Source organism: Cellulomonas pakistanensis (genome assembly GCF_016862755.1).
GTDB lineage: Bacteria > Actinomycetota > Actinomycetes > Actinomycetales > Cellulomonadaceae > Cellulomonas > Cellulomonas pakistanensis.
In genome coordinates this window covers 1-22688 of the sequence record NZ_BONO01000031.1, presented here as the reverse complement: position 1 = coordinate 22688, position 22688 = coordinate 1, and the positions used below count along the sequence as shown (strand labels likewise).

Genomic DNA, 22688 nt, shown 5'->3' with positions numbered 1-22688 from the left:
CGGGCGCGGTCAGGACGTCGCGGCGAAGGCGCGGAGCGCCATCTGCACCGCGTGGTCGAACAGCTGCTCGCGCTCGGCGGCGGTCAGCTCGTTCGCCTGGAACGTGAAGTCCGAGATCGACAGCAGGGCCAGGGCCTTGCGCCGCTCGCGGTCGGCGACCGCGTACAGGCCGGCCGCCTCCATCTCGACGGCCAGCGTGCCGTGGTCGATCAGCGCCTGGGTGCGCTCGGGGCGGTTCGAGTAGAACGAGTCCGAGGTGAACACCGCGCCGGCCTGCGCGCGGGCGCCCGGCACCTCGGCGGCGGCGGCGAACGCGGCGGCGGCCAGGCCGAAGTCCGGCACGTGCGAGTAGTGCACGCCGGAGATCCGGTGCTCGCTGACGCCCGAGTCGGTGTGCGCGGCGGTCGCGACGACGACGTCGCCGAGCTCCAGGGTGCGCGCCATGCCGCCGGCCGTGCCGATGCGGATGATCCGCTGCACGTCGTAGAACCGGAACAGCTCGGTCGCGTAGATCGAGATGGACGGCACGCCCATGCCGGACGCCATGACCGACACCGGGCGCCCCTGCCAGGTGCCGGTGTACCCGAGGACGCCGCGCACCTCGGTCACCAGGCGGGCGTCCTCGAGCACGGTCTCCGCGATCCGGGTGGCCCGGCGCGGGTCGCCCGGCATGAGGACGTCGGGGGCGAAGTCGCCGGGCTCGGCGGAGATGTGCGGGGTGGGCATGGCGGGCTCCTCGGAGTGGGGCGGGTGGTGCGGGCTGGACGCGCAGCCGCCGCCCGGCCCGGGAGGGCGAGGGCGGCGGCCGAGGTGGTGCGGGGGTGCGGCGTCAGTGCGTGCCGACGATGTCGACGACGAACACCAGGGTGTCGCCGCCGCGGATGCCGGCCTGCGGCACGCCGCGGTCGCCGTAGCCCAGGTGCGGCGGGATCGACAGCAGCACGCGCGAGCCGACCGGCTGGCCGACGAGGCCCTCGTCCCAGCCGCCGATGACGGCGCCGACGCCGATCGGGAACGAGATGGACGAGCCGCGGTCGTACGAGTTGTCGAACACGTGGCCGCCCCAGCTCTGGCCCAGGTAGTGCACCTCGAGGTCGTCGCCTGCCTCGACGAGCGCGCCGTCGCCGGGCGACAGCACGACGACCTCGAGCTCGGCGGGGGCGTCGCCCTCGGGGAACGTCAGGGTCGGCTTCTCGCCGAACGAACCGGTGGCCTCGGGCAGCGTGGCGGGCATGACGTCTCCTCGATCGGGGTAGCGGCGTACTCCCCCATCCTGCACGGTGCGCTCCCCCGCCCGCGAACGCGGCCCGCCGGCGCACCGGACCTCACCCGCCGTCCGGGTTACGGTCGTCCCGGCGGGCGACGGGCGCCCGCCGGGACGGGAGCACCGATGACGCTGACCACCTGGGCCGGGAACCTCACCTATGCCGCCGCGCGCGTGCACGAGCCGCGCACGGTCGAGCAGGTGCAGGAGGTGGTGGCCGGGGCGCGCCGGGTCCGCGCGCTCGGCACCCGGCACTGCTTCAACACGGTCGCGGACACTTCGGACGACCTGGTGCGGCTCGACGGCCTGGACCCGGCGGTCGAGGTCGACGCCGCGGCGCGCACGGTGACCGTGTCGGCCGGCACCCGGTACGGCGCGCTGGCCCGGGAGCTGCACCCGCAGGGGTGGGCGCTGCACAACCTCGCGTCGCTGCCCCACATCTCGGTCGCGGGCGCCGTCGCGACGGCCACGCACGGCTCGGGCGACCGGTCCCGGAACCTCGCCGCCGCGGTCGCCGGGCTGGACCTGGTCACCGCCGACGGGTCGCTGCGGCACCTGGCGCGGGGCGACGCGGACTTCCCCGGCGCGGTCGTCGCGCTCGGTGCGCTGGGCGTCGTCGTGCGCGTGACCCTCGACGTGGAGCCGGCCTACGACGTGGCGCAGGAGGTGCACACGGACCTGCCGTGGGACGCCGTGCTGGAGCACCTGGACGACGTCACCGGGTCGGCCGACTCGGTCAGCCTGTTCACCGACTGGACCGGGCCGGCCGTCCGGCAGGTCTGGCGCAAGACGCGCGTGGCCCCCGGCGGGGCGTACGAGCCGCGCGTCGACCTGTTCGGCGCCCGCCCCGCGCCCGGGCCGCTGCACCCGCTGCCCGGCATCGACCCGGTGAACTGCACGCAGCAGCTCGGCGTCCCGGGCCCCTGGCACGAGCGGCTGCCGCACTTCCGGCTCGAGTTCACCCCGAGCAACGGCGACGAGCTGCAGTCCGAGTACCTGGTCCCGCGCGCGCACGCCGTCGCGGCGATCGAGGCGATGCGCGGGCTCGGCGAGGTCGTGGCCCCGCTGCTGCAGGTCGCCGAGGTCCGGACCATCGCCGGCGACGACCTCTGGCTCAGCACCGCCGAGGGCGGCGACCGGGTCGGGCTGCACTTCACCTGGCTGCCGCGCCAGGCCGAGGTCGAGGCGGTGCTGCCCCGGATCGAGGCCGCGCTGGCGCCGTTCGGCGCCCGCCCGCACTGGGGCAAGCTGTTCGACGCCGTGGGCGCGCCCGGCTCCGACCCGCGGGACCTCTACCCGCGCCTGGACGACTTCCGCGCCCTGGTCGCCCGCACGGACCCGGACGGGACGTTCCGGAACGCGTTCGTCGACCGGCACGTGCTCGGCCTGGGCTGACCCGCCACCGGGGGGGTGGGTGGAGCGGCCTGTTCGGCACGCGGGGCGTGTCCGCCCAGGACGCTCCACCCGGGTCGCAGCGGCGGGTCAGCGCGCCAGGTAGGCCAGCAGGTCGTGCCGGGTGAGCACCCCGACGGGCTGGCCGTCGTCGACCACCATGACCGCGTCGTGCTTCTGCAGCGCCTCGCGGGCGGACCCGACGGACTCGCCCGACCCGAGCAGCGGCAGCGCCGCGGCCATGTGCCGGTCCACCCGGTCGGACAGCGACGCCGACCCGGAGAACACCGCGTCCAGCAGCTCGCGCTCGGACACCGACCCGGCGACCTCGCCGATCTTCACCGGGGGCTCCGCGCCGACGACGGGCATCTGGGAGACGCCGTACTCCTGCAGGATCTCGATGGCGTCGCGGACGGTCTCGTTGGGGTGCGTGTGCACGAGCGCCGGCAGGCTGCCGTCCTTGGTGCGCAGCACGTCCGCGACCGTCGCGCCCGCCTCGGAGTCGAGGAACCCGTACGACCGCATCCACCGGTCGTTGAAGATCTTCGACAGGTACCCCTTGCCGCTGTCCGGCAGCAGCACGACGATCACCGCGCGCGCCGCCGCGGCCGGGTCCTCCTCCTCGAGCCGGCGGGCGAGCCGCAGCGCACCCTCGACGGCCATGCCGCAGGACCCGCCGACCAGCAGCGCCTCCTCGCGGGCGAGCCGCCGCGTCATCGCGAACGAGTCCGCGTCGGAGACCGCGATGATCTCGTCCGGCACGGACGGGTCGTACGCGGCCGGCCAGAAGTCCTCGCCGACGCCCTCGACCAGGTACGGCCGCCCGTCGCCGCCCGAGTACACCGAGCCCAGCGGGTCGATGCCGACCACCCGCACCGGGCCGCCGTCGGCCTCGGGGCGGTCGGCGGACGCGTCGTGCAGGTACCGGCCGGTGCCGGTGATCGTGCCGCCGGTGCCGACGCCGGTGACGAAGTGCGTGACCCGGCCGTCGGTGTCGGCCCAGATCTCCGGGCCGGTCGACGCGTAGTGGCTCGCGGGGCCGTTGACGTTGGCGTACTGGTTCGGCTTCCAGGCGCCCTCGATCTCCGTGACCAGGCGGTCGGACACCGAGTAGTACGAGTCCGGGTGGTCCGGCGGCACGGCGGTCGGCGTCACGACGACCTCGGCGCCGTACGCGCGCAGCACGTCGCGCTTGTCCTCGGAGACCTTGTCCGGGCACACGAAGACGCAGCGGTACCCCTTGCGCTGCGCCACCAGGGCCAGACCGACGCCGGTGTTGCCGCTCGTCGGCTCGACGATCGTGCCGCCCGGCTGCAGCTCGCCCGAGGCCTCGGCCGCCTCGATCATCCGCAGCGCGATGCGGTCCTTGGCGGAGCCGCCCGGGTTGAAGTACTCGACCTTGGCCAGGATCGTCGCCGACAGGCCCTCGGTGACGGCGTTGAGCCGGACCAGCGGCGTGCCGCCGACGAGCTCGGAGATGTGCTGCGCGTACTTCACGGGTCTCCAGGTGCGGGTGCGAAGGGGAGGGGACGGACGACGGCCCCGCCGCCCAGCCTAGGGCCGGGGTGCGGGGCCGTCGTCGCGGGTTGACGCGGGCGGGAGCGGTCAGTCGCTGCCGCGCAGGATCGCCAGCAGGCGCAGGATCTCGAGGTACAGCCAGACCAGCGTGACGATGAGGCCGAACGCGGCAGACCAGGCCATCTTGGCGGGGGCGCCCTGCTCGACGCCACGCTTGATGGCGTCGAAGTCCATGATCAGGCTCGCAGCGGCCAGGCCGACCGCGACCAGGCTGATGATGATGCCGAAGGGGCCGTCGCGGAGCGGGCCGAAGCCGGCGCTGTCGACGAAGAACGACAGGCCGAAGTTCACCAGCGAGAACGCCAGGTAGCCGACCATGGAGATGAGCAGCCAGCGCGTGAACTTCGGCGTGACGCGGACCTTGCCGGACTTGAACAGGAACAGCGCGGCGGCGAACGTGGCCATCGTCGCGACGATCGCCTGGAAGACGATCGGCTCGGCGCTGCCGGTGGTGCCGTCGATGGTCATGTTCTGGAACGCCAGGCTGATGCCGCCGAGGAACACGCCCTGCGCGACGGTGTACAGCGTGATGAGCGCGGGGCTCGGGTTCCGCTTGAACGCGTTGACCAGGCCGAGCACGAGCCCGACGAGCGCGCCGGCCGGCCACAGCCCCGGCGCGAAGTTCCAGGTCGCGGCGGCGACGGCGACGAGCAGCGCGAGCAGCCCGCCGGTCTTGATGATGACGTCGTCGTAGGTCAGCCGGCCGGTGTCCCGGGTGGTGGCCGCGGGCGCGCCGTACATCTGCTCCAGCGACTGCGCCTCGATCACCGGCCCGGTGGCCGTGGCGCCGTACGCGCCGGGCTGGGCGGTCGGCTGCTGCGCGCGGCCGCCGCGGGACCCGCTCTTGCGCGGGTCGCCGAAGACGGCGCTGTTGGTGAACACCGGGTTGGTCATGGGTCCTCCGAGGTCGGTTCGAGATCGAGCCGGCAGTGGCACTGACCCTAGAACGCCACGGCCCCCGCGGAAGTTCCCGCGGGCCGGTACGGGTCCACGACCATCCCGGCGGCCGATCCCGGCGCCCCCCGCATCATCCCCACGGCTGAGGGCGTCGGCCGTCCGGGCGAGGCGACCACCCCGACGAATCGGCCCCAGGGGCGTTCCGCCGGCGGGACCCGGCTCCGTAGGTTCGACACGTACCTGGAGACCACCCCTGTGAGGACACCATGATCGAGGCAAGAGGACTGACCAAGAAGTACGGTCAGAAGACTGCTGTCGCGGGTATCGACTTCACCGTGCAGCCCGGCAAGGTCACCGGCTTCCTCGGCCCGAACGGCGCCGGGAAGTCGACCACGATGCGGATGATCATGGGCCTCGACCGGCCCACGTCCGGCACCGTCACCGTGAACGGCCGCCCCTACGCGCAGCTCAAGAGCCCGCTGACCGAGGTCGGCGCGCTGCTGGACGCGAAGGCCGTGCACTCCGGCCGCTCCGCCACCAACCACCTGCGGGCGGTCGCCGCCACGCACGGCATCGGCCGGAAGCGGGTCGACGAGGTCATCGAGATGACCGGCCTGCAGGCCGTCGCCGGCAAGCGCGTCGGCGGCTTCTCGCTCGGCATGGGGCAGCGGCTGGGCATCGCCGCGGCGCTGCTCGGCGACCCGCGCACGCTGATCCTCGACGAGCCCGTCAACGGCCTCGACCCCGAGGGCGTGCTGTGGGTGCGCAACCTGGTCAAGCACCTCGCCTCCGAGGGGCGGACGATCTTCCTGTCCTCGCACCTCATGAGCGAGATGGCGCTGACCGCCGACCACATCCTCGTGATCGGCCGCGGCCGGATCATCGCGGACGCGCCCGTCGCGGACATCGTCGCCGGCGCGTCCGGCACCCGGGTCCGGGTGCGCAGCCCGCAGGCGGCCCGCCTGGCCGAGCTGCTCCAGGGCCCGGACACCACCGTCACCTCGGTCGAGGCCGGCCTCATCGAGGTCACCGGCGCGACCGCCGAGGCCGTCGGCGAGCTCGCCGCCCGCGACGGCGTCGTGCTGCACGAGCTCACGCCGGTCGCCGCGTCCCTGGAGGCGGCGTACATGTCGCTGACCGCGGACGACGTCGAGTACCACTCCGCCCCCACGGGCGCGGGGACCACCGTCCAGCCGGGCCAGGCGCCCGCGATCCCCCAGGAGGCCCGGCGATGAGCGCCACCGCCACCGTCCCCGCCACCCGCGCCGCGGCCCGCCCGTCGGGCGCCGCCCGGGTCACCTTCGGCCGCCTCCTGCGGTCCGAGTGGATCAAGCTGTGGTCGCTGCGCTCCACCTGGTGGGTACTGCCGATCACCGTCGTCGCCCAGGCCGGCATCGCCTGGCTCATCGCCTACTTCGGGACCCAGGAGTTCGGCGAGGGCGGGATCGACTACACGATCACCGCGGCCGACATCGTCGGCGGCCTCCAGTTCGCCCAGCTCGCGATCTGCGTCCTGGCCGTCCTCGCGATCACCGGCGAGTACTCGACCGGGATGATCCGGAGCACCCTGTCGACCTCCCCGACCCGCACGCCGGCGCTGCTCGCCAAGGGCCTGGTCGTGGTGGCGGTCGCGTTCGCCACGGGCGTCGTGGCCACCCTGGTGTCCTGGGCCGTGACCTACCCCGTCCTGGGCGAGGCGCACCGCGTCGACCTCGGGCTCGAGATGAACCAGCGCATCCTGCTCGGCGCCCCGCTGTACCTCGCGGCGATCGCCCTGCTGGCGTACGCGATCGGCGCCCTGCTCCGGCACTCCGCCGGCGCGCTCGCGACGGTGCTCGGCCTGCTCCTGGTCGTCGAGAGCGTGTTCGCCCTCATCCCCTGGACCTTCTTCGAGAAGATCAGCCCGTACCTGCCGATGTCGGCCGGCTCGCAGCTCGTGTTCACCGACAACCCGGACGCCGTGCTCGGCCCCTGGGAGGGCTACGGCGTCCTCGTCGCCTGGGGCGTCGTCCTGCTGGCCGCCGCCGCGGTCCTGCTGCGCCGCCGCGACGCCTGACCCGCGCCGCACCCTAGGGTGGCCCCGTCCCGACCCGGGACGGGGCCACCGCCGGTTCCCGGCCCGCCCACCGGGCCGCCCCCGGCCCCGCCACGACCCCCGGAGGACCCGCTGAGCCAGACCCCGGACGCCGCACCCGCCGCGTTCACCGAGCTCGACGCGCGGCGGCTCGGCCGCGTGCGCCGGTTCTTCGCGGTGCACCCCCGCGCGTCGGACGTGCTGGTGTGCGCGTTCTTCGCACTCGGCGCGATCTCGTCCGTCGGGCCGGTCGTCGACGGCGAGGGGCCGAACGTCGGCGTCGCCGCGGACGCGGTGGTGCTCTCCGGGGCCGCGGCCGGCGTCTCGCTCGCGCTCACCGTCCTGTCGCTCGGCGCCCTGTGGTTCCGGCGCCGGTGGCCGGTCCGGGTCACGCTCGCGCTCGGCGTCATGGCCGTCGTGCAGGTGCTGCTGACCGGCTCCGTGGGCGCGGAGGACGTCGCGTTCGCCCTCGGCCTGTACGTGGTCGCGGCCACCCGGCCGCAGCGCCAGGGCTGGCTCCTGCTCGGCGGCGCGACCGTCGCCGTGCTCGGCGCGTTCCTGCTCTGGGGCGCGGTGCTCCGCCCCGAGAACGCGCGGCTGAACGTCGACATCGGGTCGATCCTCGTCGCGGGGCTGATCGCGCTGGCCGTCGGCGCCAACGTCCGCGGCCGCCGGCTGCACACCCGCGCGCTGGTCGAGCGGCACCAGCAGCTGGTCGACGCCGGCGAGCAGCACGCCAAGCTCGCCGCCGCGGCCGAGCAGACCCGGATCGCCCGCGAGATGCACGACGTCGTCGCGCACGGGCTGACGGTGATGATCGCCCTGTCGGACGGCGCGCGGGTGGCGGTGCGCCGCTCCCCCGACGACGCCGTCGCCGCGCTCGACCTGCTGTCCGAGACCGGGCGGTCGGCGCTCGCGGACATGCGCCGGATGCTGGGCGTGCTGCGCGGCGCCGACGTGCCGCTCGAGCCGCAGCCGGGCACCCAGGACCTCGAGTCGCTGGTGCAGCAGTTCCGCGCCGCGGGGCTCACGGTGCACCTCACGACCGCCGGGCCCGCGCTGCCGGCGGACGCGGCGCTCGCCCTCACCGTCTACCGGGTGGTGCAGGAGTCGCTCACGAACGCGCTGCGGCACGCCGGCGCCGGCGCGCGGGTCGACGTCCTGGTGCGGCACGGCGCCGGCCGGGTCGGCATCGAGGTCGTCGACGACGGCAACGCGGCCGGGCCGGTGGCGGACGGCGCCGCGGAGCCCGGGCGCCTCGGCCGGCTCGGCGAGCGCCTGGCCGAGCGGCGCGACGACCCGCTGGCCGCGCGGACCGACGCCGAGGGCGTCGCGGCGGTCACCGCACCGGTGCCGGTGCGCGGCGGGCGCGGCCTGGTGGGCATGCGGGAGCGCGCGGCGGTCTACCGTGGCTCCGTGGCGGCCGGGCCGTACCGCGGCGGGTGGCGCGTGCACGTCGAGCTGCGCACCGAGGACGTCCCCGACGGCCCCGCCACCACCCCGACCGAGGAGCCCGCGTGACCACCACCCCCGACGGCCCCGCGCCGATCCGCGTCCTGCTGGTCGACGACCAGCCGCTGCTGCGGATGGGCTTCCGGCTCGTGCTGGACGACGAGGACGACCTGACCGTGGTCGGCGAGGCCGGCGACGGCGCCGAGGCGATCCGCCAGATCGCGGCCCTCGACCCGGACGTCGTGCTCATGGACGTCCGCATGCCCGGCACCAACGGCATCGAGGCCACCGAGCGCATCGTCGCGGCGGGCTCCCGGTCCCGGGTGCTGATCCTCACGACGTTCGACCTCGACGAGTACGCGTTCGCCGCCCTGCGCGCGGGCGCCAGCGGCTTCCTGCTCAAGGACGCCCGGCCCGCCGAGCTCACCGCCGCGATCCGCGCGGTCGCCACCGGCGACGCCGTCGTGTCCCCGCGGGTCACCCGGCGGATGCTCGAGCTGTTCGCCGAGGAGCTGCCCGGCGACGACGCCGCGCCCGCGCCACGCACCGACGCCCGGCTCGCCGAGCTCACGCAGCGCGAGCGCGAGGTGCTGCTCGCGGTCGCCGAGGGCCTGTCCAACGCCGAGGTCGCCGAGCGGCTGTTCCTGTCCGAGGCGACCGTCAAGACGCACGTCGGCCGGATCCTCGCGAAGCTCGGGGTCCGGGACCGGGTGCAGGCGGTGGTGCTGGCCTACGAGTCAGGACTCGTGGGCCGCTGACGCCCCGGCGGGCCCGGCGGCGGCCGGCGCGGCGGCGTGCCGGCCGTGCTCGCCGTCCAGGTCCGCGGCGCCGTCGGCGGGCGCCGCGGCGACGCCCTCCCCCGCCCGCGCGAGCCGCTTCCGCTCCCCGCGCCGCTCCGTCAGCGTGTAGAGCACCGGCACGAGCACCAGCGTGAGCAGCGTCGAGCTCAGCAGCCCGCCGATCACGACGATCGCCAGCGGGCGCGAGATGAACACGCCGCCGCCGGTGAGCCCGAACGCCATGGGCGCGAGCGCGAAGATCGTCGCGGCCGCGGTCATGACGATCGGCCGCAGCCGGTGCCGCGCCCCCTCGACGACGGCCTCGTCGAGCCGCATCCCGTCGCGCCGGTACTGGTTCACCAGGTCGATGAGCACGATCGCGTTGGTCACCACGATGCCGATCAGCATGAGCACGCCGATCAGCGCCGGGACGCCCAGGGCGGTCGACGTCGCCAGCAGGCCGAGCAGCGCGCCGGTCGCCGCGAACGGCACCGACACCAGCAGGACCAGCGGCTGCCGCAGCGAGCGGAACGTCGCGACCATCACCACGTAGACGATGGCGATCGCGATCAGCAGCGCGAGGCCGAGGTCGGCGAACGCGTCCGCCTGGTCCGCGGACACGCCGCCGATCGTCACCGAGGCGCCGTCCGGCACCTCGATGCCGTCGACCGCCGCCTGCAGCTCCGACGTCAGCGTGCCGAGGTCCTGGCCCGCGGGGGTCGCCGACACCGTGGCGGCGCGCTGCCCGTCGATCCGGGTCACGGAGGTCGGCACGTCGACCACGTCGACCGACGCCACCGCGGTCAGCGGCACCACGCCGGCGGCGCCCGGCAGCACCACGGCGCGCAGCTCGTCGACCGTCGCCGGCACGGCGCCGGTCCGGAGCACCACGTCGACCGGGCCGGTGCCCAGGTCCACCTGGCCCACGGCCTGGGGGCTCAGCATCCCGGCCAGCGTGCCCGCGACCTGGGTCTCGGTCAGCCCGGCCGCGGCCACCGCCGCACGGTCGACCTCGACGCGGACGGTCGGCTGCTCGGCCGCGAGGTCGTTCGTGACGTCCGTGGTGCCCTCGACGCCGCGCACCGTCTCCTCGACCTGCGCGGCGAGGTCCGCCAGCGTCGTGGCGTCGGCCGCCTGCACGACCACGTCGACCGTCGAGCTGCCGTACGCGGCGTCGCCGCCGGACACGCTCAGCGTGCTGTCGCCGGCCGGGTCCACGTCCTCGCGGATCGCGTCCGGCACCGCGGTGGCGTCGGCGTCGGCGCCCAGGGTGAGCGCGTAGCTCGCCGTGGGCGCGCCCCCGCCGCCGAAGAACGCGGCCGCGCCGCCCGCGGACCCGACGGTCGTCTGCACGGTGTCGACCCCGGCCAGGTCGCCGAGCTGCTGCTCGACCTCCCGGGCGGCGTCGTCCTGCGTGGCCAGCGAGGTGCCGGCCGGGAACGTCTGGGTCACCGTGACGGTGTCCTGGCCGGTCGAGTCGAGGAAGTTCGTCTCGAGCCGCGGCGTCAGGGCGAGCGTGCCGCCGAGCACCGCGACCGCGATGCCGATCGTCCACACCGGGTGCGCCAGCGCGGCGCGCAGCGTCGACAGGTAGCCGCGCTGCAGGCGCCCGCGGCGCTCCTTCTCCTCGGCCGCCTCGCGGGCCGCCGCCGGGTCCTCGCCCTTCGGCGTCCGGATGAACCAGTACGCGAGCACCGGGACGATCGTCAGCGCGACGACCAGCGAGGCGGTCATCGCGATCGCGACGGTCAGCGCGAACGGCCGGAACAGCTCGCCGACCATCCCGCCCACCAGGCCGATGGGCAGGAACACGGCCACGGTCGTGAGCGTCGACGCCGTGATCGCGCCGGCGACCTCGCGGACGGCCGTCAGGATCGCGGGCAGCTTCCCCTCGCCGTACGACAGGTGCCGCTTGATGTTCTCGATGACCACGATCGAGTCGTCGACGACGCGGCCGATCGCCACCGTCATCGCGCCGAGGGTGAGGATGTTGAGCGAGTAGCCGCTCACCTGCAGGCCGATGAACGTCACCAGGAGGGACAGCGGGATCGAGATCGCGGAGACCAGCGTCGAGGCGACCGAGGCCAGGAACACCAGGATCACGACCACCGCGAACACCAGGCCGAGCCCGCCCTCGGTCGCCAGGCCGTGGATCGACTCCTCGATGAACGGCGCCTGGTCGAACACCACGGCGACCTGGTCGTCGCCGACCACCGCGGACAGCTCGTCGAGCGCCTCGGTCACGCCGTGCGAGACCTCGACGGTGTTGCCCTCGGGCGTCTTGGTGATCGCGATGCCGAGCGCGGGGCTGCCGTCCAGGCGGGAGAACGAGGTCGGCTCGGCCGTGCCCTCGGTGACGGTGGCGACGTCACCGAGCGTGACCGGCGCGCCGGCGGCCGAGGCCAGCGGCAGCGCGCGCAGGTCGTCGACCGAGGTGAGCACCGCGCCGACCTGCACCGAGAGCGTCCGGTCGCCGTCGTCGACCGAGCCGGCGGGCAGCGCCACGCCGTAGTCCTGCAGCAGGGTCGTGACCGACGCCGGCGACACGCCCGCGGCCGTCGCGGCGGCCAGGTCCAGGTCGACCGTGACCAGGTCCTCCGCGGTGCCGGTCAGCGTGACGTCGCGGACGCCCTCGATCTCCTGCAGGCGCGGCAGCACCTGCTCGTTCAGCGTCGCGACGAAGGCCGGGTCGACCGCGGCGGCGTCGTCGGCGCCGGCGCCCGCGCTCACCGCGAGCTGCACCACGGGCAGGTCGTCGATCGAGCCGGTGATCACCTGCGGGTCGACGTCCTCGGGCAGCGTCGTCGCCGCGCGCTCGAGCGCCCGCTGCACGTCCTGCGCCGCGTCGCCGGTGTCCGTGCCGTAGGTCAGCATCACGGTCGTCGTGGACAGGCCGGTCGACGCGGTGGACTCGACGTCCTCGACCCCCGCGATCCCGGTGAGCGCGGCCTCGATCGGCTCGGTGACCTGCTGCTCGACCAGGTCCGGCGCCGAGCCCGGCGACGCGGCCACCACGGCGACCGTGGGGATCTGCAGCGACGGGATGAGCTCCTGCTTGAGCGAGCCGAGGCTCACCACGCCGAACACCGCGATGGCCGCGGTGACGAGCGCGATGACCGCGCGGTTGGCCAGCGACAGCCGGGTCAGACGGGACATGCGTGCTCCACGGTGCGTGGCCCGCGCGGGGCCGGGGGTCCGGTGCGCCGCGCCGGAGGACGTCCGGGCACGGCGCGACCGCGCCACCCGGCCGTCGTGGCCGTGGAGCGCGGTCGTGGGGTGAACGGCCGGGGCGGCCGGGTGGTTCCCCGCGGGCTCACACCTCGCCGACGGCCTCCTCCGGGGCGCCCTCGGCCGCGAGCGCCGCGCGGTCCCAGCGGCGGAAGGACAGCCGCTCGCCGACCGCGTGCGCCATCGCGCGCCCCTTCCACGCGAACGCCGCCACGCCGATCACCAGCACGCCGGCGCCGACCCAGTACGGCGCGGTCGCGCTCACCGGGTGCAGCAGGCCGGCGATCACCGGCGCCGGGGCCGCGCAGCCCCACCGGACCAGGTTGAACGCCGCGGTGGTCGTGCGGCGTTCCGCCCCGCCGAGGCCGAGGGCCAGGTCCGTGAGGTTGGCGTTGGCGATGCCCATGCACACGCCGGCCAGCACCAGCACCACGACCGACTCCGCCGTGCCCGCGCTCGTCGCGAGCAGGACCAGCGCCACCAGCAGACCCGCGATCGCCACGCCGACCGTCGCCACCGCGCCGATCCGGTGCGCGAGCCGGTGGCCCACCACGAGGATGCCGAACGCCAGGCCGACGCCCCACGCCGTGAACACCAGGCCGAGCGGCACGACGCCGAGGCCGAGGAACACCGGCGTGTAGCCGAGCACCACGAAGAACACGAAGTTGTACGCCGCCGTCACCACGCACAGCGTGCGGAACGCCGGGCGGCGGAACGGCTGCCACACGTCGCGCAGGGTGAGCGCCGACGGCGGGTCCTGCGGGTCGCGCAGCCGCGTGACCGACATCGCCAGCGCGATCAGCATGAACAGGCCGCACGCGGCGAACGGCACCCGCCACGAGATCTGCCCGAGCAGGCCGCCGATCAGCGGGCCCACCGCGAAGCCGAGGCCGACGCAGGTCTCGAACAGCTCGACCACCCACTCGCGGTCGGTGGCGAGCGCGACCAGCAGGACCATCGCCGTCGCGAAGAACATCGCGTTGCCCAGGCCCCACAGGCCGCGGAGCACCGCGAGCTCGAGGATGTTCCCGGACAGCGCCGCGAGCAGCGCCGCCGCGGCGACCACCGTCACGCCGGTGGCGAGGACCTTGCGGTAGCCGTACCGGCCCGTGGCGATGACGGCCGGGATCATGCCGACGGCCATCACGACCAGGTACGCGGTGAACAGCAGCTCGATCTGCCAGGTGGAGGCGCCGATCTCCTCCCCGATCACCGGGAGGATCGGGTCGACGACGGCGATGCCGGCGATCGCGAAGAACGCCGTCAGGGCCGTGGCGTAGATGGCTGTCTTGTTCGGTTCGGGGTGCCGGCTGGGCATGCGGGTCCTTCGGTCGTCCGTGCTGATTTATCTGTACTGTACAGCTTTACGTCCGGCGCGACGTGGCAGACTGCCGGGGCCGACCCGACGACGAGGTGACCATGCAGCCGGACGACTCCCTGCGCACGATCGAGGCCCAGGTGGCGATGCTCCTGCGCCTCTCCGACCGCACCCGGCGGGCCGGCGCCCGCGCGCGGGGCGAGATCGAGCGCTCCGCCTACCTGGTCCTCGGCGTCCTCGCCCAGGACGGCCCCACCAGCGTGAACGGCATCGCCGACGCCCTGCGGCTCGACCCGTCCACCGTCACCCGGCAGGTGCTCGCGATGGAGCAGGCCGGCCAGGTCGTCCGCGCCGCCGACGCCAGCGACGGGCGGGTCACGCTCGTCCGCCCCACCGAGGAGGGCCTCGCCGCGCTCGAGCGCACCCGCGAGGTGCGGGCGCGGCTGTACGGCGAGGTGCTCGACGGCTGGTCCGCCGAGGACCGCGGCGACCTCGCGCGGCTGCTCACCCGCCTGAACGCCGACGTCGACACCTGGGGCCGCGCGCACGGCGACCGGTGAGGCGTCCGCCACGTCGCGCGTGACGCACGCGGCGGCGAGCACCTACGCTCGACCGCGGCGCACCGGCCACGCCCCCGGGCCGCGCGCCGCCCGCACGCCGACCCGTCCGGCACCTCGAACCACTGGAAGGTGCTCCCGCGTGACCACGACCGAGCCGACCACCGCCGCACGGCGACCCCCGCGGACCGCCCTGCGCGCGACCGTCCTGCACGCCGAGCACCTCACCCCGGCGATGGTCCGGCTCACGCTCGGCGGCCCCGGCGTCGCCGGGTTCGCGCCGTCGCCGCACGCCGACTCCTACGTCAAGCTGCTGTTCGTGCCCGGCCTCGGGGAGACGGCGTCCGGCGCCGACGTGCTCGCCGCCTGGACCACGCCGGACGGCCGGGTCGACCTGGAGGCCGCCCGCGCCGCGCTGCCGCCGGAGCACCAGCCGCGGATGCGGACCTACACCGTGCGGCGGTTCGACGACCTCGAGCTGACCCTGACCCTCGACCTCGTCGTGCACGGGGCCGAGGGCATCGCCGGCCCGTGGGCCGCGACGGCGGCGCCCGGCGACGAGGTCGTCGTGGTCGGCCCCGGCGGCGGCTACACCCCCGACCTCACCGCCGACCACCACCTGCTCGCCGGCGACGCGTCCGCGCTGCCCGCGATCGCCGTCGCGCTGGAGCGGCTGGGGCCGGCCGCGTCCGGGTACGCCGTGCTCGAGGTGCACGACCGCGCCGAGGAGCAGGCCCTGCACGTCCCCGACGGGATCGCGCTGCGCTGGGTGCACGCCGGGGACGCCGCGCCGGGCGCCCGGCTGGTGGAGGCCGTGCGCGCACTGCCGTGGCCGGACGGCCGGGTGCACGCCTTCGTGCACGGCGAGGCCGGCTCGGTGCGCGAGCTCCGGCGCTACCTGCGCGTCGAGCGCGGGCTCGGCAAGGACGACCTGTCGATCTCCGGGTACTGGCGGCTCGGCGCCGACGACGAGGGCTGGCGCGCGGGCAAGCGGGAGTGGCTGCGCGGCATCGAGGACGCCGAGGCGGCCGCGGGCCTGGACTGACCGGCGCCGCGCGTCAGGCGCCCGGCGCCGCGTGCCAGGGGCGGTCGGGGTCGGTCGGGCGGGCGTCCGCGGCGACCTCGACCGCGTAGGTCGCGGGCGGCGGGCCGTCGGGCACCGGGCCGAGGTAGCGGTGCCCGGTCAGCCGGCACCACGCGGGCAGGTCGATCGGCGCGACGGGGTCCGACGTCGTCAGGTGCACGACCGTCCCCGGCGGGAGCTCGCGCGCCCGGGCGCGGAGCAGGACCAGCAGCCGGGCGCAGCCGAGGTCGCCGCCGTCCACGTGCACGGGGGCGCCGGGCGCGGGGGCGGCGTCGGGCGGGGTGGGCACGATCGGACTGTACCGAGCGCCGAGGTCGGCACTCAGGCCCCGAGGTCGGCACCTCTGGCTGCCGACCCCGGCACCGACCTGCCGACCTCGGGGGCGAGGCCGAGCTCGGCGTCGGGGCCGTCGTCCCGCTGCGCCACCAGCCCGGGCGACGCCGTCGCCGTCGTCGCGCCCGCGACCAGCGCCGCCGCGACCTCCCGGGCGTCCCGCGCCCCGGACGCGGCCTTGAGGTAGGCGATCGCCTCGGACGCGTCGCACCCCTGCCGCGCCATGACGACGCCCACCGCACGGTCGAGCACCGCCTGGGTGCGGCTGCACGCGAGCAGGTCGTCCATCGTCTGCGCGAGCGCGATGACCTCGTCCCGCGCCGCCACCACGGTGGCGATCCCGTGCGCGAGGCCGAGCGCCCGGGGCGTGACGGCGTCCCAGTCGGGGGCCTCCGGCGAGTACAGCGAGAGGTGCACGGTCACGTCGCCGTAGGTGCCGGGCACGACCATCGCGGAGCGGAAGCCCTGGACGCGGCAGGCGTGGCTCCACACCGGCCACCGGTCGTCGGCGGCGACGTCCGGGACGACGACCGGCGCGCCGGTGGACCGCACGAGGTAGCGCGGCCCGAGCCGCGGGCGGTCCTGGACGGCGTCGCAGCGCGCGACCGCGACGGACGCGGCGGCCAGCCACCGGTCGCAGCCGCGCACGGTCGCGGCGGCGCAGGCGGACGCGACGACGCCGAGCGTCCGCGCGGCGTGGTGCGTCAGCGTGTGGACCAGGGCGTCGAGCGACGCGTCCGCGTCGACGCGCAGGACCTCGTCGGACCCTCGGGTGCTCATGGTGCGGTCCTGACGTCAGGCGTCGTGCTGCGCGGCGCTGCACAGGGCGTCATTGTGCGCCCGAGCGGCCGGGGACGCCACCCGGACGGGTGACGCCCCCGGCCCCGGGACGCCGGCGGCGGGACGGCTCAGGCGGCCTGGCCCGGGCGCAGCAGCACCTTGGTCCAGCCGTCCTCGCGGTCGTCGAACCGGCGGTAGCCCTCGGCGGCCTGGTCGAGCGGCAGCTCGTGGGACACGATGAACGACGGCGTGGCCCGGCCGGCGACGATGAGGTCGCGGAGCTGGCGGTTGTACCGCATGACGGGCGCCTGCCCGGTGCCCATGTGCTGGCCCTTGGTGAAGAACGTGCCGTAGTCGAACCCGATCCGGCCCTGCTTCGCGCCCTCGTCGGCGGCGCCCGGGTCCTCCGGCATGTACACGCCGACCACGCCGATGCCGCCGGTCGCCCGCACGACGGAGACGAGGTTGTCGAGCACCAGCTCGGGCTGCTCGTCGCCGGACGGGTCGTGCGCCTGGTACCCGACGGCCTCGACGCCGCAGTCGGTGCCGCGCCCCTGGGTGGCGTCCATGATCTGCTCGACCGGGTCGCCGGCGGAGAAGTCGACGCCGACGGCGCCGATGCTCTCGGCGAGCCGCAGCCGGTCCGGCTCCTTGTCGACCACGAACACGCGCGAGGCGCCGCGGATCAGGGCGCTGTGCGCCGCCATGAGCCCGACCGGGCCGGCGCCGAACACCGCGACGTCGTCGCCGGGCTGCATGCGGGCGAGCTCGGTGCCGTGCCAGCCGGTCGGGAAGATGTCGCTGAGCATGGTGAAGTCGTTCTCGTGCTCGGTGCCCTCGGGCAGCTCGAGCAGGTTCACGTCGCCGTACGGCACGCGCAGGTACTCGGCCTGGCCGCCGTCGTACGGGCCCATGTTCGCGTAGCCGTAGGCGGCGCCGACCATGCCCTCGATCGGGTTGGTGCGCAGGCAGAACGAGGTCCAGCCCTGCAGGCAGTTGCGGCAGGTGCCGCAGGCGATGTTGAACGGGACGCTGACCCGGTCGCCGACCTTGATCCGCGTGACGGCGGGGCCGACCTCCTCGACGACACCCATGTTCTCGTGGCCGAGCACCTTGCCCTCCTCCACGGAGGTGCGGCCCTCGTACATGTGCAGGTCGGACCCGCAGATGTTGGTGGTGGTGATCCGGACGAGCACGTCCGTGGGCTGCTCGATCCGGGCGTCCGGGACCTCCACGACCTCGACCTGCTTCGGACCGCGGTAGACGACTGCGCGCATGCGGTGCTCCCTCCTCGGCGGCCTCGTGGGCCGCCCCTGGTCACCGCGCTCGGCACGCGGCGGGTCGCCCTCGATCCTCCGTCGGCGGCGCCGACCCGGCATCCGGGGGCGCGGCCGAGGTGCGGCGCGGCGCGGACCCGGCGCGGCCTTGCTCTTACCTACCGTTCGGTAGGTAGAGTGGCCGCCGGTCCGAGGGCGGACCGGCCGGACCCGCGCCGCGCGCGGGCACCGGCTTCGCGCGACGGAGGGTGAACCGGTGGACGAGCTCCTGTTCGGTGCGGCGTACTACGACGAGTACATGCCGACCGACCGGATCGAGACGGACGTCGAGATGATGAGGGCGGCCGGGATCACGGTCGTCCGGATCGCCGAGTCGACGTGGAGCACGCTCGAGCCGCAGCCCGGCGTCTTCGACTTCACGCACGTCGACCGCGCGCTCGACGCGTTCGAGGCGGCCGGGATCCACGTGATCGTCGGGACCCCGACCTACGCGGTCCCGGCGTGGCTGGTGCAGTCGCACCCGGACGTGCTGGCGACGACGCGGGCCGGCGAGGGGCGCTACGGCGCCCGGCAGATCATGGACATCACGAACCCGACGTACCTGTTCCACGCCGAGCGGGTCATCCGGCGGCTCCTGGAGCGCACGGCGCACCGCCGCGGCGTGATCGGGTTCCAGGTCGACAACGAGACCAAGTACCACGAGACGGCCGGCCCCGCGGTGCAGCGCCGGTTCGTGAAGCACCTGCGCGAGGAGTTCGGTGGCGACCTGGACGCGCTGAACGCGGCGTTCGGCCTGGACTACTGGTCGAACCGGGTGGACGCCTGGGAGGACTTCCCGGACGTGCGCGGCACGATCAACGGGTCCCTGGGCGCGGCGTTCGACGCGTTCCGCCGCCGCCTCGTCGAGGAGTTCCTCGGCTGGCAGGCCGGGATCGTGCGCGAGTACGCCCGGGACGACCAGTTCGTCACCCAGAACTTCGACTTCGACTGGACGCCCGGCTGGTCGTACGGCCTGCAGCCGGCCGTGGACCACTTCCGGGCGGCGGCCACGGTCGACGTCGCGGGGGTCGACATCTACCACCCGACGCAGTCCCGGCTCACGGGCAAGGAGATCGCGTTCGGCGGCGACATGACCCGCTCGATCAAGGGCGGCGCGAACTACCTGGTGCTGGAGACGCAGGCGCAGGGCCAGCTCGGCTGGCTCCCCTACCCGGGCCAGCTCCGGCTGCAGGCGTACAGCCACCTGGCCGGCGGGGCCGACGGCCTCCTGTACTGGCACTGGCACTCGATCCACCACTCCTTCGAGACGTACTGGCGCGGGCTGCTGTCGCACGACCTGCGGAGCAACCCGACGTACGAGGAGGCCGGCGTGTTCGGCCGCGAGGCGCAGCGGGTCGGCTCGTCGCTGATCCACCTGCGCAAGCACAACCGCGCGGCGGTCATGGTGAGCAACGAGGCTCTGACGGCCCTGCGGTGGTTCACCATCGAGACCGGGTTCATCGACGGGGTGTTCGGGTCGTCGCTCGGCTACAACGACGTGCTGCGCTGGGTGTACGACGCGCTGTTCGACCTGAACGTCGAGGTCGACTTCGTGTCGGTCGACGACGAGGACCTGGGCCGGTACGACCTGCTCGTGGTGCCCGTGCTGTACGCGGCGCCGCAGGCGACGGTCGACCGGCTGGCGGCGTACGCGCGCGGCGGCGGCCACCTGGTCACGACGTTCCGCACGGCGGTCGCCGACGAGCACGTGCAGGTCTGGCACGACACCGCGCCGCACGGCCTCACCGAGGTCACCGGCGTCACGTACAACCAGTACACGGTGCCCGGCGACGGCGTGGGCCTGGCGCTGCACGGCGACCTGGCCGCGGTGCCGGGCGCGGCCGAGGGTGCGGCGGCCGGGGCGCAGGCGTTCCTCGAGCTGCTCGACCCGCACGGCGCGGAGGCGCTCGCCTCGTACGACCACCCGGCGTGGGGCCCGTACGCGGCGATCACCCGGAACCGGGTCGGTGACGGGTCGTCCCTGCACCTGGGGACGATGACCTCGCCGGAGCTGCTCCGCGCCGCCCTGACCCTGGCCGTCCGGGACGCGGGGATCGCGGACTGGGCACAGGACCTGGCCGGCACGGTGTCGGTGCGCCGCGGCACGAACGCCGCGGGGAACGCGATCTCGTACCTGCTGAACTACTCGGCCCAGCCGGTCACGCTGCCCGCACCGGTGGCGGGCCGGTCCGTGCTCGCCGACGGCGCCGCGGTCGCCGCGGGCGACGCGCTGACCATCGGGCCCTGGGACCTGGTGGTCCTGGAGTCCTGAGGCGGGACGGTCCTCGCGCGCGGCTTAAGGTCGTGCGCGAGGACCCCCGACGGAGAGCAGGCGACGTGACGGCGCAGCAGCAGGACCCGCAGGTGCGCCGCCGCGTGCGCCTGTCCCCCGAGCAGCGCCAGGCGCAGATCCTCGAGGTGGCCACCCGGCTGATCGCCCGGCACGGGTTCAACGGGGTGGCGCTCGCCGACGTCGCCGCCGAGGTCGGGATCACCCAGGCCGGGCTGCTGCACCACGTGGGCAGCAAGGAGGGACTGCTCGAGCTGGTCGTCTCGCAGCTGTACGACCGGCGCGGGACGCCCGACGACTACGTGGCCACGGGGGACCCGGCCGCGACGCACCCCGACGGCATCTCGCTGCCGGGCTACTTCCGGTTCCTCGTCGACTTCAACGCGGCGCGGCCCGAGCTGCTCCGGCTGTACACGGTGCTCGGCGTCGAGGCGTCCTCGCCCGACCACCCGGCGCACGACTACTTCCTCGACCGCCCCGACCAGGTCTGGGGCTTCTACCGCGGGTTCTCGTGGCGGCTGCCGCCCGAGGCCGGGTCCTTCGACGGCCTCCGGGACCTGGTCGAGATGACGATCGAGGCGATGGACGGGCTGCAGATCCGCTCGTTCCGCCGCCCCGCCGTCGACCTGGCGACGGAGTGGGCGAAGTTCGAGCGGGTGCTCTACCCGTCGCCGGTGTGGGACGGGTACCGCTGACGGCACCCGTCCCGCCGCGCGGCTAGACCCCGCCGCGCAGCGCCGCGATCGGCTCGACCCGCGCGGCCTTGACGGCCGGGTAGACGCCGGCGAGCAGGCCGACCACGCCACCGCCCGCCGCGGACAGGAGGACGACGCCGAGGTGCAGGATGGGCGTCCAGGACTGGGCCGCGGAGACGGCCACGACGACGCCGACGCCGAGCGCGGCGCCGACCATGCCGCCGAGCAGGCCGACGGTCGCCGACTCGAGCACGAACTGCGCCGCGATGTCCCGCTGCCGCGCGCCGAGCGCCCGGCGCAGGCCGATCTCGCCGACGCGCTCCATGACCGACAGCAGGGTCACGTTGGCGATGCCGAGGCCGCCGATCAGCAGGGCGACGCCGCCGAGCGCCAGGAAGATCGTGTTGATGTCGGCCTGCACGTCCTCCCGGACCGCACCGGAGGCGCCGGGCACCTGGACGGTGACGGTCTCGGGCGCGTTGGGCGACAGCGCGACGGGCAGCTGGGCGGCGACGACGGGACCCGCGCCGACGGCGATCCGCAGGTGCAGCTCCTCCGGCGCGGCGAGCCCGAAGTCGGCACGGGCGGTGCCGAGCGGCAGCAGGACGGAGTCGCGCAGGTCGGTGCGGCGCTGCATGCCGTCGACGACGCCGATGACGGTGTACGTGCGGTCGCCGATGAAGATCGCCGGCTGCCGGTCCACCCGGGAGATGCCGAGCCGGTCGGCGGCGCGTTCGCCGAGCACGACGACGCGGTCCGCCCGGGCGTCGTGGCCGGCGTCGAAGAACCGACCCGTGACGACCCGCCCCCGGACGGCGTCGAGCAGACGACCGGTGCCGGCGAGGACGGCGACGGAGGTGGCGGCCGGCGCGGACGGGTCGTTGACCGGCACGGCCGTGACCGCGGCGCCGGCGACGTCGACCGGGGCGACGAGCCCGGCCGCCTCGACGCCCGCCAGCCGCCCGGCGCGGTCGGGCGCGTCCCAGGGCAGCGCCGCGGTCGCGCGCTGGTTCCCGTCGGCCCCGCGGGTGGTGCTCGCGGTGGCCATGGCCTGGGTGGCGGCCACCGCGTCGAACCGCCGGGCGATCTGGCCGGCCGCCGTCTGGGCCAGCCCGACCGTGACGACGACGGAGGCGATGCCCAGCACGGTGCCGAGGATGGTGAGGAACAGCCGGCCGGGCCGGGAGTCGATCCCCGCGGCGGCCTCGGCGAGCAGGTCCCGCAGGCCGAACCGGTCGGCGCGGCGGGTCTCGCGGACCAGGGAGGCGGGGGCGCTCACGCGAGCTCCGTCAGCCGGCCGTCGGCGATCCGCACCCGGCGCCGGGCGCGGGCGGAGACGACGTCGTCGTGGGTGATGACCACGAGCGTGAGCCCCTCGGCGTGCAGCTCGTCGAACAGGTCGAGCACCTCCGCGGAGTTGTGGGTGTCGAGGTTGCCCGACGGCTCGTCGGCCAGCAGGACGCCGGGCGACGCGACCACGGCGCGCGCGACCGCAACCCGCTGCCGCTCGCCGCCCGACAGCGTCGTGGGCAGGAACCCGAGCCGGTGCCCGAGGTTCACCCGGTCCAGCGCCGCGAGCGCCCGGGCCCGGCGCTCCGCCCGGGGCACGCCGCCGTACAGGGTGGCGAGCAGGACGTTGTCGAGCACCGTG

General features: G+C 75.2%; 20 protein-coding genes. 9 read left to right on the top strand and 11 right to left on the bottom strand.

The window, feature by feature from the left end; translation table 11 throughout:
• Positions 1-9: 9 nt before the first annotated feature.
• Both deoD and Cpa01nite_RS16630 read right to left on the bottom strand, forming a co-directional pair.
• Positions 10-726: a purine-nucleoside phosphorylase gene (gene deoD, locus Cpa01nite_RS16635; protein ID WP_203669979.1), complete on the bottom strand. Its 717-nt coding sequence runs from the start codon at positions 724-726 to the stop codon at positions 10-12.
• 103 nt (positions 727-829) lie between these two features.
• Complete coding sequence (locus Cpa01nite_RS16630) at positions 830-1234, bottom strand: FKBP-type peptidyl-prolyl cis-trans isomerase (protein WP_203669978.1); 405 nt, start codon at positions 1232-1234, stop codon at positions 830-832.
• A 156-nt stretch (positions 1235-1390) separates the two neighbouring features.
• On the opposite strand from Cpa01nite_RS16630, the gene Cpa01nite_RS16625 reads away from it, so the two are divergent.
• Positions 1391-2659, top strand: a complete 1269-nt coding sequence (locus tag Cpa01nite_RS16625) for an FAD-binding protein (RefSeq protein ID WP_203669977.1) — start codon at positions 1391-1393, stop codon at positions 2657-2659.
• An 87-nt stretch (positions 2660-2746) separates the two neighbouring features.
• Here the strand turns inward: Cpa01nite_RS16625 and Cpa01nite_RS16620 are convergent, their stop codons facing one another.
• Entirely contained in the window at positions 2747-4153 is a 1407-nt protein-coding gene (locus Cpa01nite_RS16620; protein WP_203669976.1) for a cystathionine beta-synthase, read from the bottom strand.
• A gap of 108 nt (positions 4154-4261) precedes the next feature.
• Complete coding sequence (locus tag Cpa01nite_RS16615) at positions 4262-5128, bottom strand: Bax inhibitor-1/YccA family protein (protein WP_203669975.1); 867 nt, start codon at positions 5126-5128, stop codon at positions 4262-4264.
• 269 nt (positions 5129-5397) lie between these two features.
• Here Cpa01nite_RS16615 and Cpa01nite_RS16610 point away from each other — a divergent pair, with 269 nt between their 5' ends.
• The 4 genes from Cpa01nite_RS16610 (at position 5398) to Cpa01nite_RS16595 (ending at position 9415) form a co-directional block, all read left to right on the top strand.
• On the top strand, positions 5398-6366 hold the full coding sequence (locus Cpa01nite_RS16610) for an ABC transporter ATP-binding protein (protein ID WP_203669974.1): 969 nt from the start codon (positions 5398-5400) through the stop codon (positions 6364-6366).
• Entirely contained in the window at positions 6363-7187 is an 825-nt protein-coding gene (locus Cpa01nite_RS16605) for an ABC transporter permease subunit (RefSeq protein WP_203669973.1), read from the top strand. The genes Cpa01nite_RS16610 and Cpa01nite_RS16605 overlap by 4 nt, the downstream gene beginning before the upstream one ends.
• 177 nt (positions 7188-7364) lie before the next feature.
• Complete coding sequence (locus Cpa01nite_RS16600) at positions 7365-8726, top strand: sensor histidine kinase (RefSeq protein ID WP_203669972.1); 1362 nt, start codon at positions 7365-7367, stop codon at positions 8724-8726.
• A gap of 65 nt (positions 8727-8791) precedes the next feature.
• On the top strand, positions 8792-9415 hold the full coding sequence (locus Cpa01nite_RS16595) for a response regulator (RefSeq protein ID WP_203670005.1): 624 nt from the start codon (positions 8792-8794) through the stop codon (positions 9413-9415).
• On the opposite strand, the gene Cpa01nite_RS16590 is transcribed toward Cpa01nite_RS16595, so the two are convergent.
• Both Cpa01nite_RS16590 and Cpa01nite_RS16585 read right to left on the bottom strand, forming a co-directional pair.
• Positions 9395-12592 (bottom strand): efflux RND transporter permease subunit, encoded by a 3198-nt coding sequence (locus Cpa01nite_RS16590; RefSeq protein WP_203669971.1) that lies wholly within the window; start codon positions 12590-12592, stop codon positions 9395-9397. The genes Cpa01nite_RS16595 and Cpa01nite_RS16590 overlap by 21 nt on opposite strands.
• Positions 12593-12749: 157 nt before the next feature.
• Positions 12750-13982 carry an MFS transporter gene (locus Cpa01nite_RS16585; RefSeq protein ID WP_203669970.1) on the bottom strand — a complete coding sequence of 411 codons (1233 nt, stop codon included), beginning with the start codon at positions 13980-13982 and terminating at the stop codon, positions 12750-12752.
• 101 nt (positions 13983-14083) lie between these two features.
• Between Cpa01nite_RS16585 and Cpa01nite_RS16580 the strand changes: the two genes are divergently transcribed.
• Together Cpa01nite_RS16580 and Cpa01nite_RS16575 are read left to right on the top strand one after the other, a co-directional pair.
• Positions 14084-14542, top strand: coding sequence for a MarR family winged helix-turn-helix transcriptional regulator (locus Cpa01nite_RS16580; RefSeq protein ID WP_203669969.1), 459 nt, complete (start codon positions 14084-14086; stop codon positions 14540-14542).
• A 139-nt stretch (positions 14543-14681) separates the two neighbouring features.
• A complete protein-coding gene (locus tag Cpa01nite_RS16575) occupies positions 14682-15584 on the top strand; it encodes a siderophore-interacting protein (RefSeq protein ID WP_239068865.1) in 903 nt (300 codons plus the stop codon).
• Between the two features lie 13 nt (positions 15585-15597).
• On the opposite strand, the gene Cpa01nite_RS16570 is transcribed toward Cpa01nite_RS16575, so the two are convergent.
• The 3 genes from Cpa01nite_RS16570 to Cpa01nite_RS16560 all read right to left on the bottom strand — a co-directional run bounded on the left by Cpa01nite_RS16570 (position 15598) and on the right by Cpa01nite_RS16560 (position 18013).
• Positions 15598-15912, bottom strand: a complete 315-nt coding sequence (locus tag Cpa01nite_RS16570) for a sulfurtransferase TusA family protein (RefSeq protein WP_203669968.1) — start codon at positions 15910-15912, stop codon at positions 15598-15600.
• A gap of 32 nt (positions 15913-15944) precedes the next feature.
• A complete protein-coding gene (locus Cpa01nite_RS16565) occupies positions 15945-16736 on the bottom strand; it encodes an ANTAR domain-containing protein (protein ID WP_203669967.1) in 792 nt (263 codons plus the stop codon).
• A gap of 128 nt (positions 16737-16864) precedes the next feature.
• Positions 16865-18013, bottom strand: a complete 1149-nt coding sequence (locus Cpa01nite_RS16560) for a glutathione-independent formaldehyde dehydrogenase (RefSeq protein WP_203669966.1) — start codon at positions 18011-18013, stop codon at positions 16865-16867.
• A gap of 256 nt (positions 18014-18269) precedes the next feature.
• Between Cpa01nite_RS16560 and Cpa01nite_RS16555 the strand changes: the two genes are divergently transcribed.
• Both Cpa01nite_RS16555 and Cpa01nite_RS16550 read left to right on the top strand, forming a co-directional pair.
• A complete protein-coding gene (locus Cpa01nite_RS16555) occupies positions 18270-20324 on the top strand; it encodes a beta-galactosidase (RefSeq protein WP_239068864.1) in 2055 nt (684 codons plus the stop codon).
• A 65-nt stretch (positions 20325-20389) separates the two neighbouring features.
• A complete protein-coding gene (locus Cpa01nite_RS16550; RefSeq protein WP_203669965.1) occupies positions 20390-21037 on the top strand; it encodes a TetR/AcrR family transcriptional regulator in 648 nt (215 codons plus the stop codon).
• 22 nt (positions 21038-21059) lie between these two features.
• On the opposite strand, the gene Cpa01nite_RS16545 is transcribed toward Cpa01nite_RS16550, so the two are convergent.
• Together Cpa01nite_RS16545 and Cpa01nite_RS16540 are read right to left on the bottom strand one after the other, a co-directional pair.
• Positions 21060-22316: an ABC transporter permease gene (locus tag Cpa01nite_RS16545; RefSeq protein ID WP_239068863.1), complete on the bottom strand. Its 1257-nt coding sequence runs from the start codon at positions 22314-22316 to the stop codon at positions 21060-21062.
• Positions 22313-22688, bottom strand: a 376-nt coding sequence (locus tag Cpa01nite_RS16540; protein WP_203669964.1) for an ATP-binding cassette domain-containing protein, incomplete at its 5' end; no start/stop codon positions are given. The genes Cpa01nite_RS16540 and Cpa01nite_RS16545, both read right to left, overlap by 4 nt.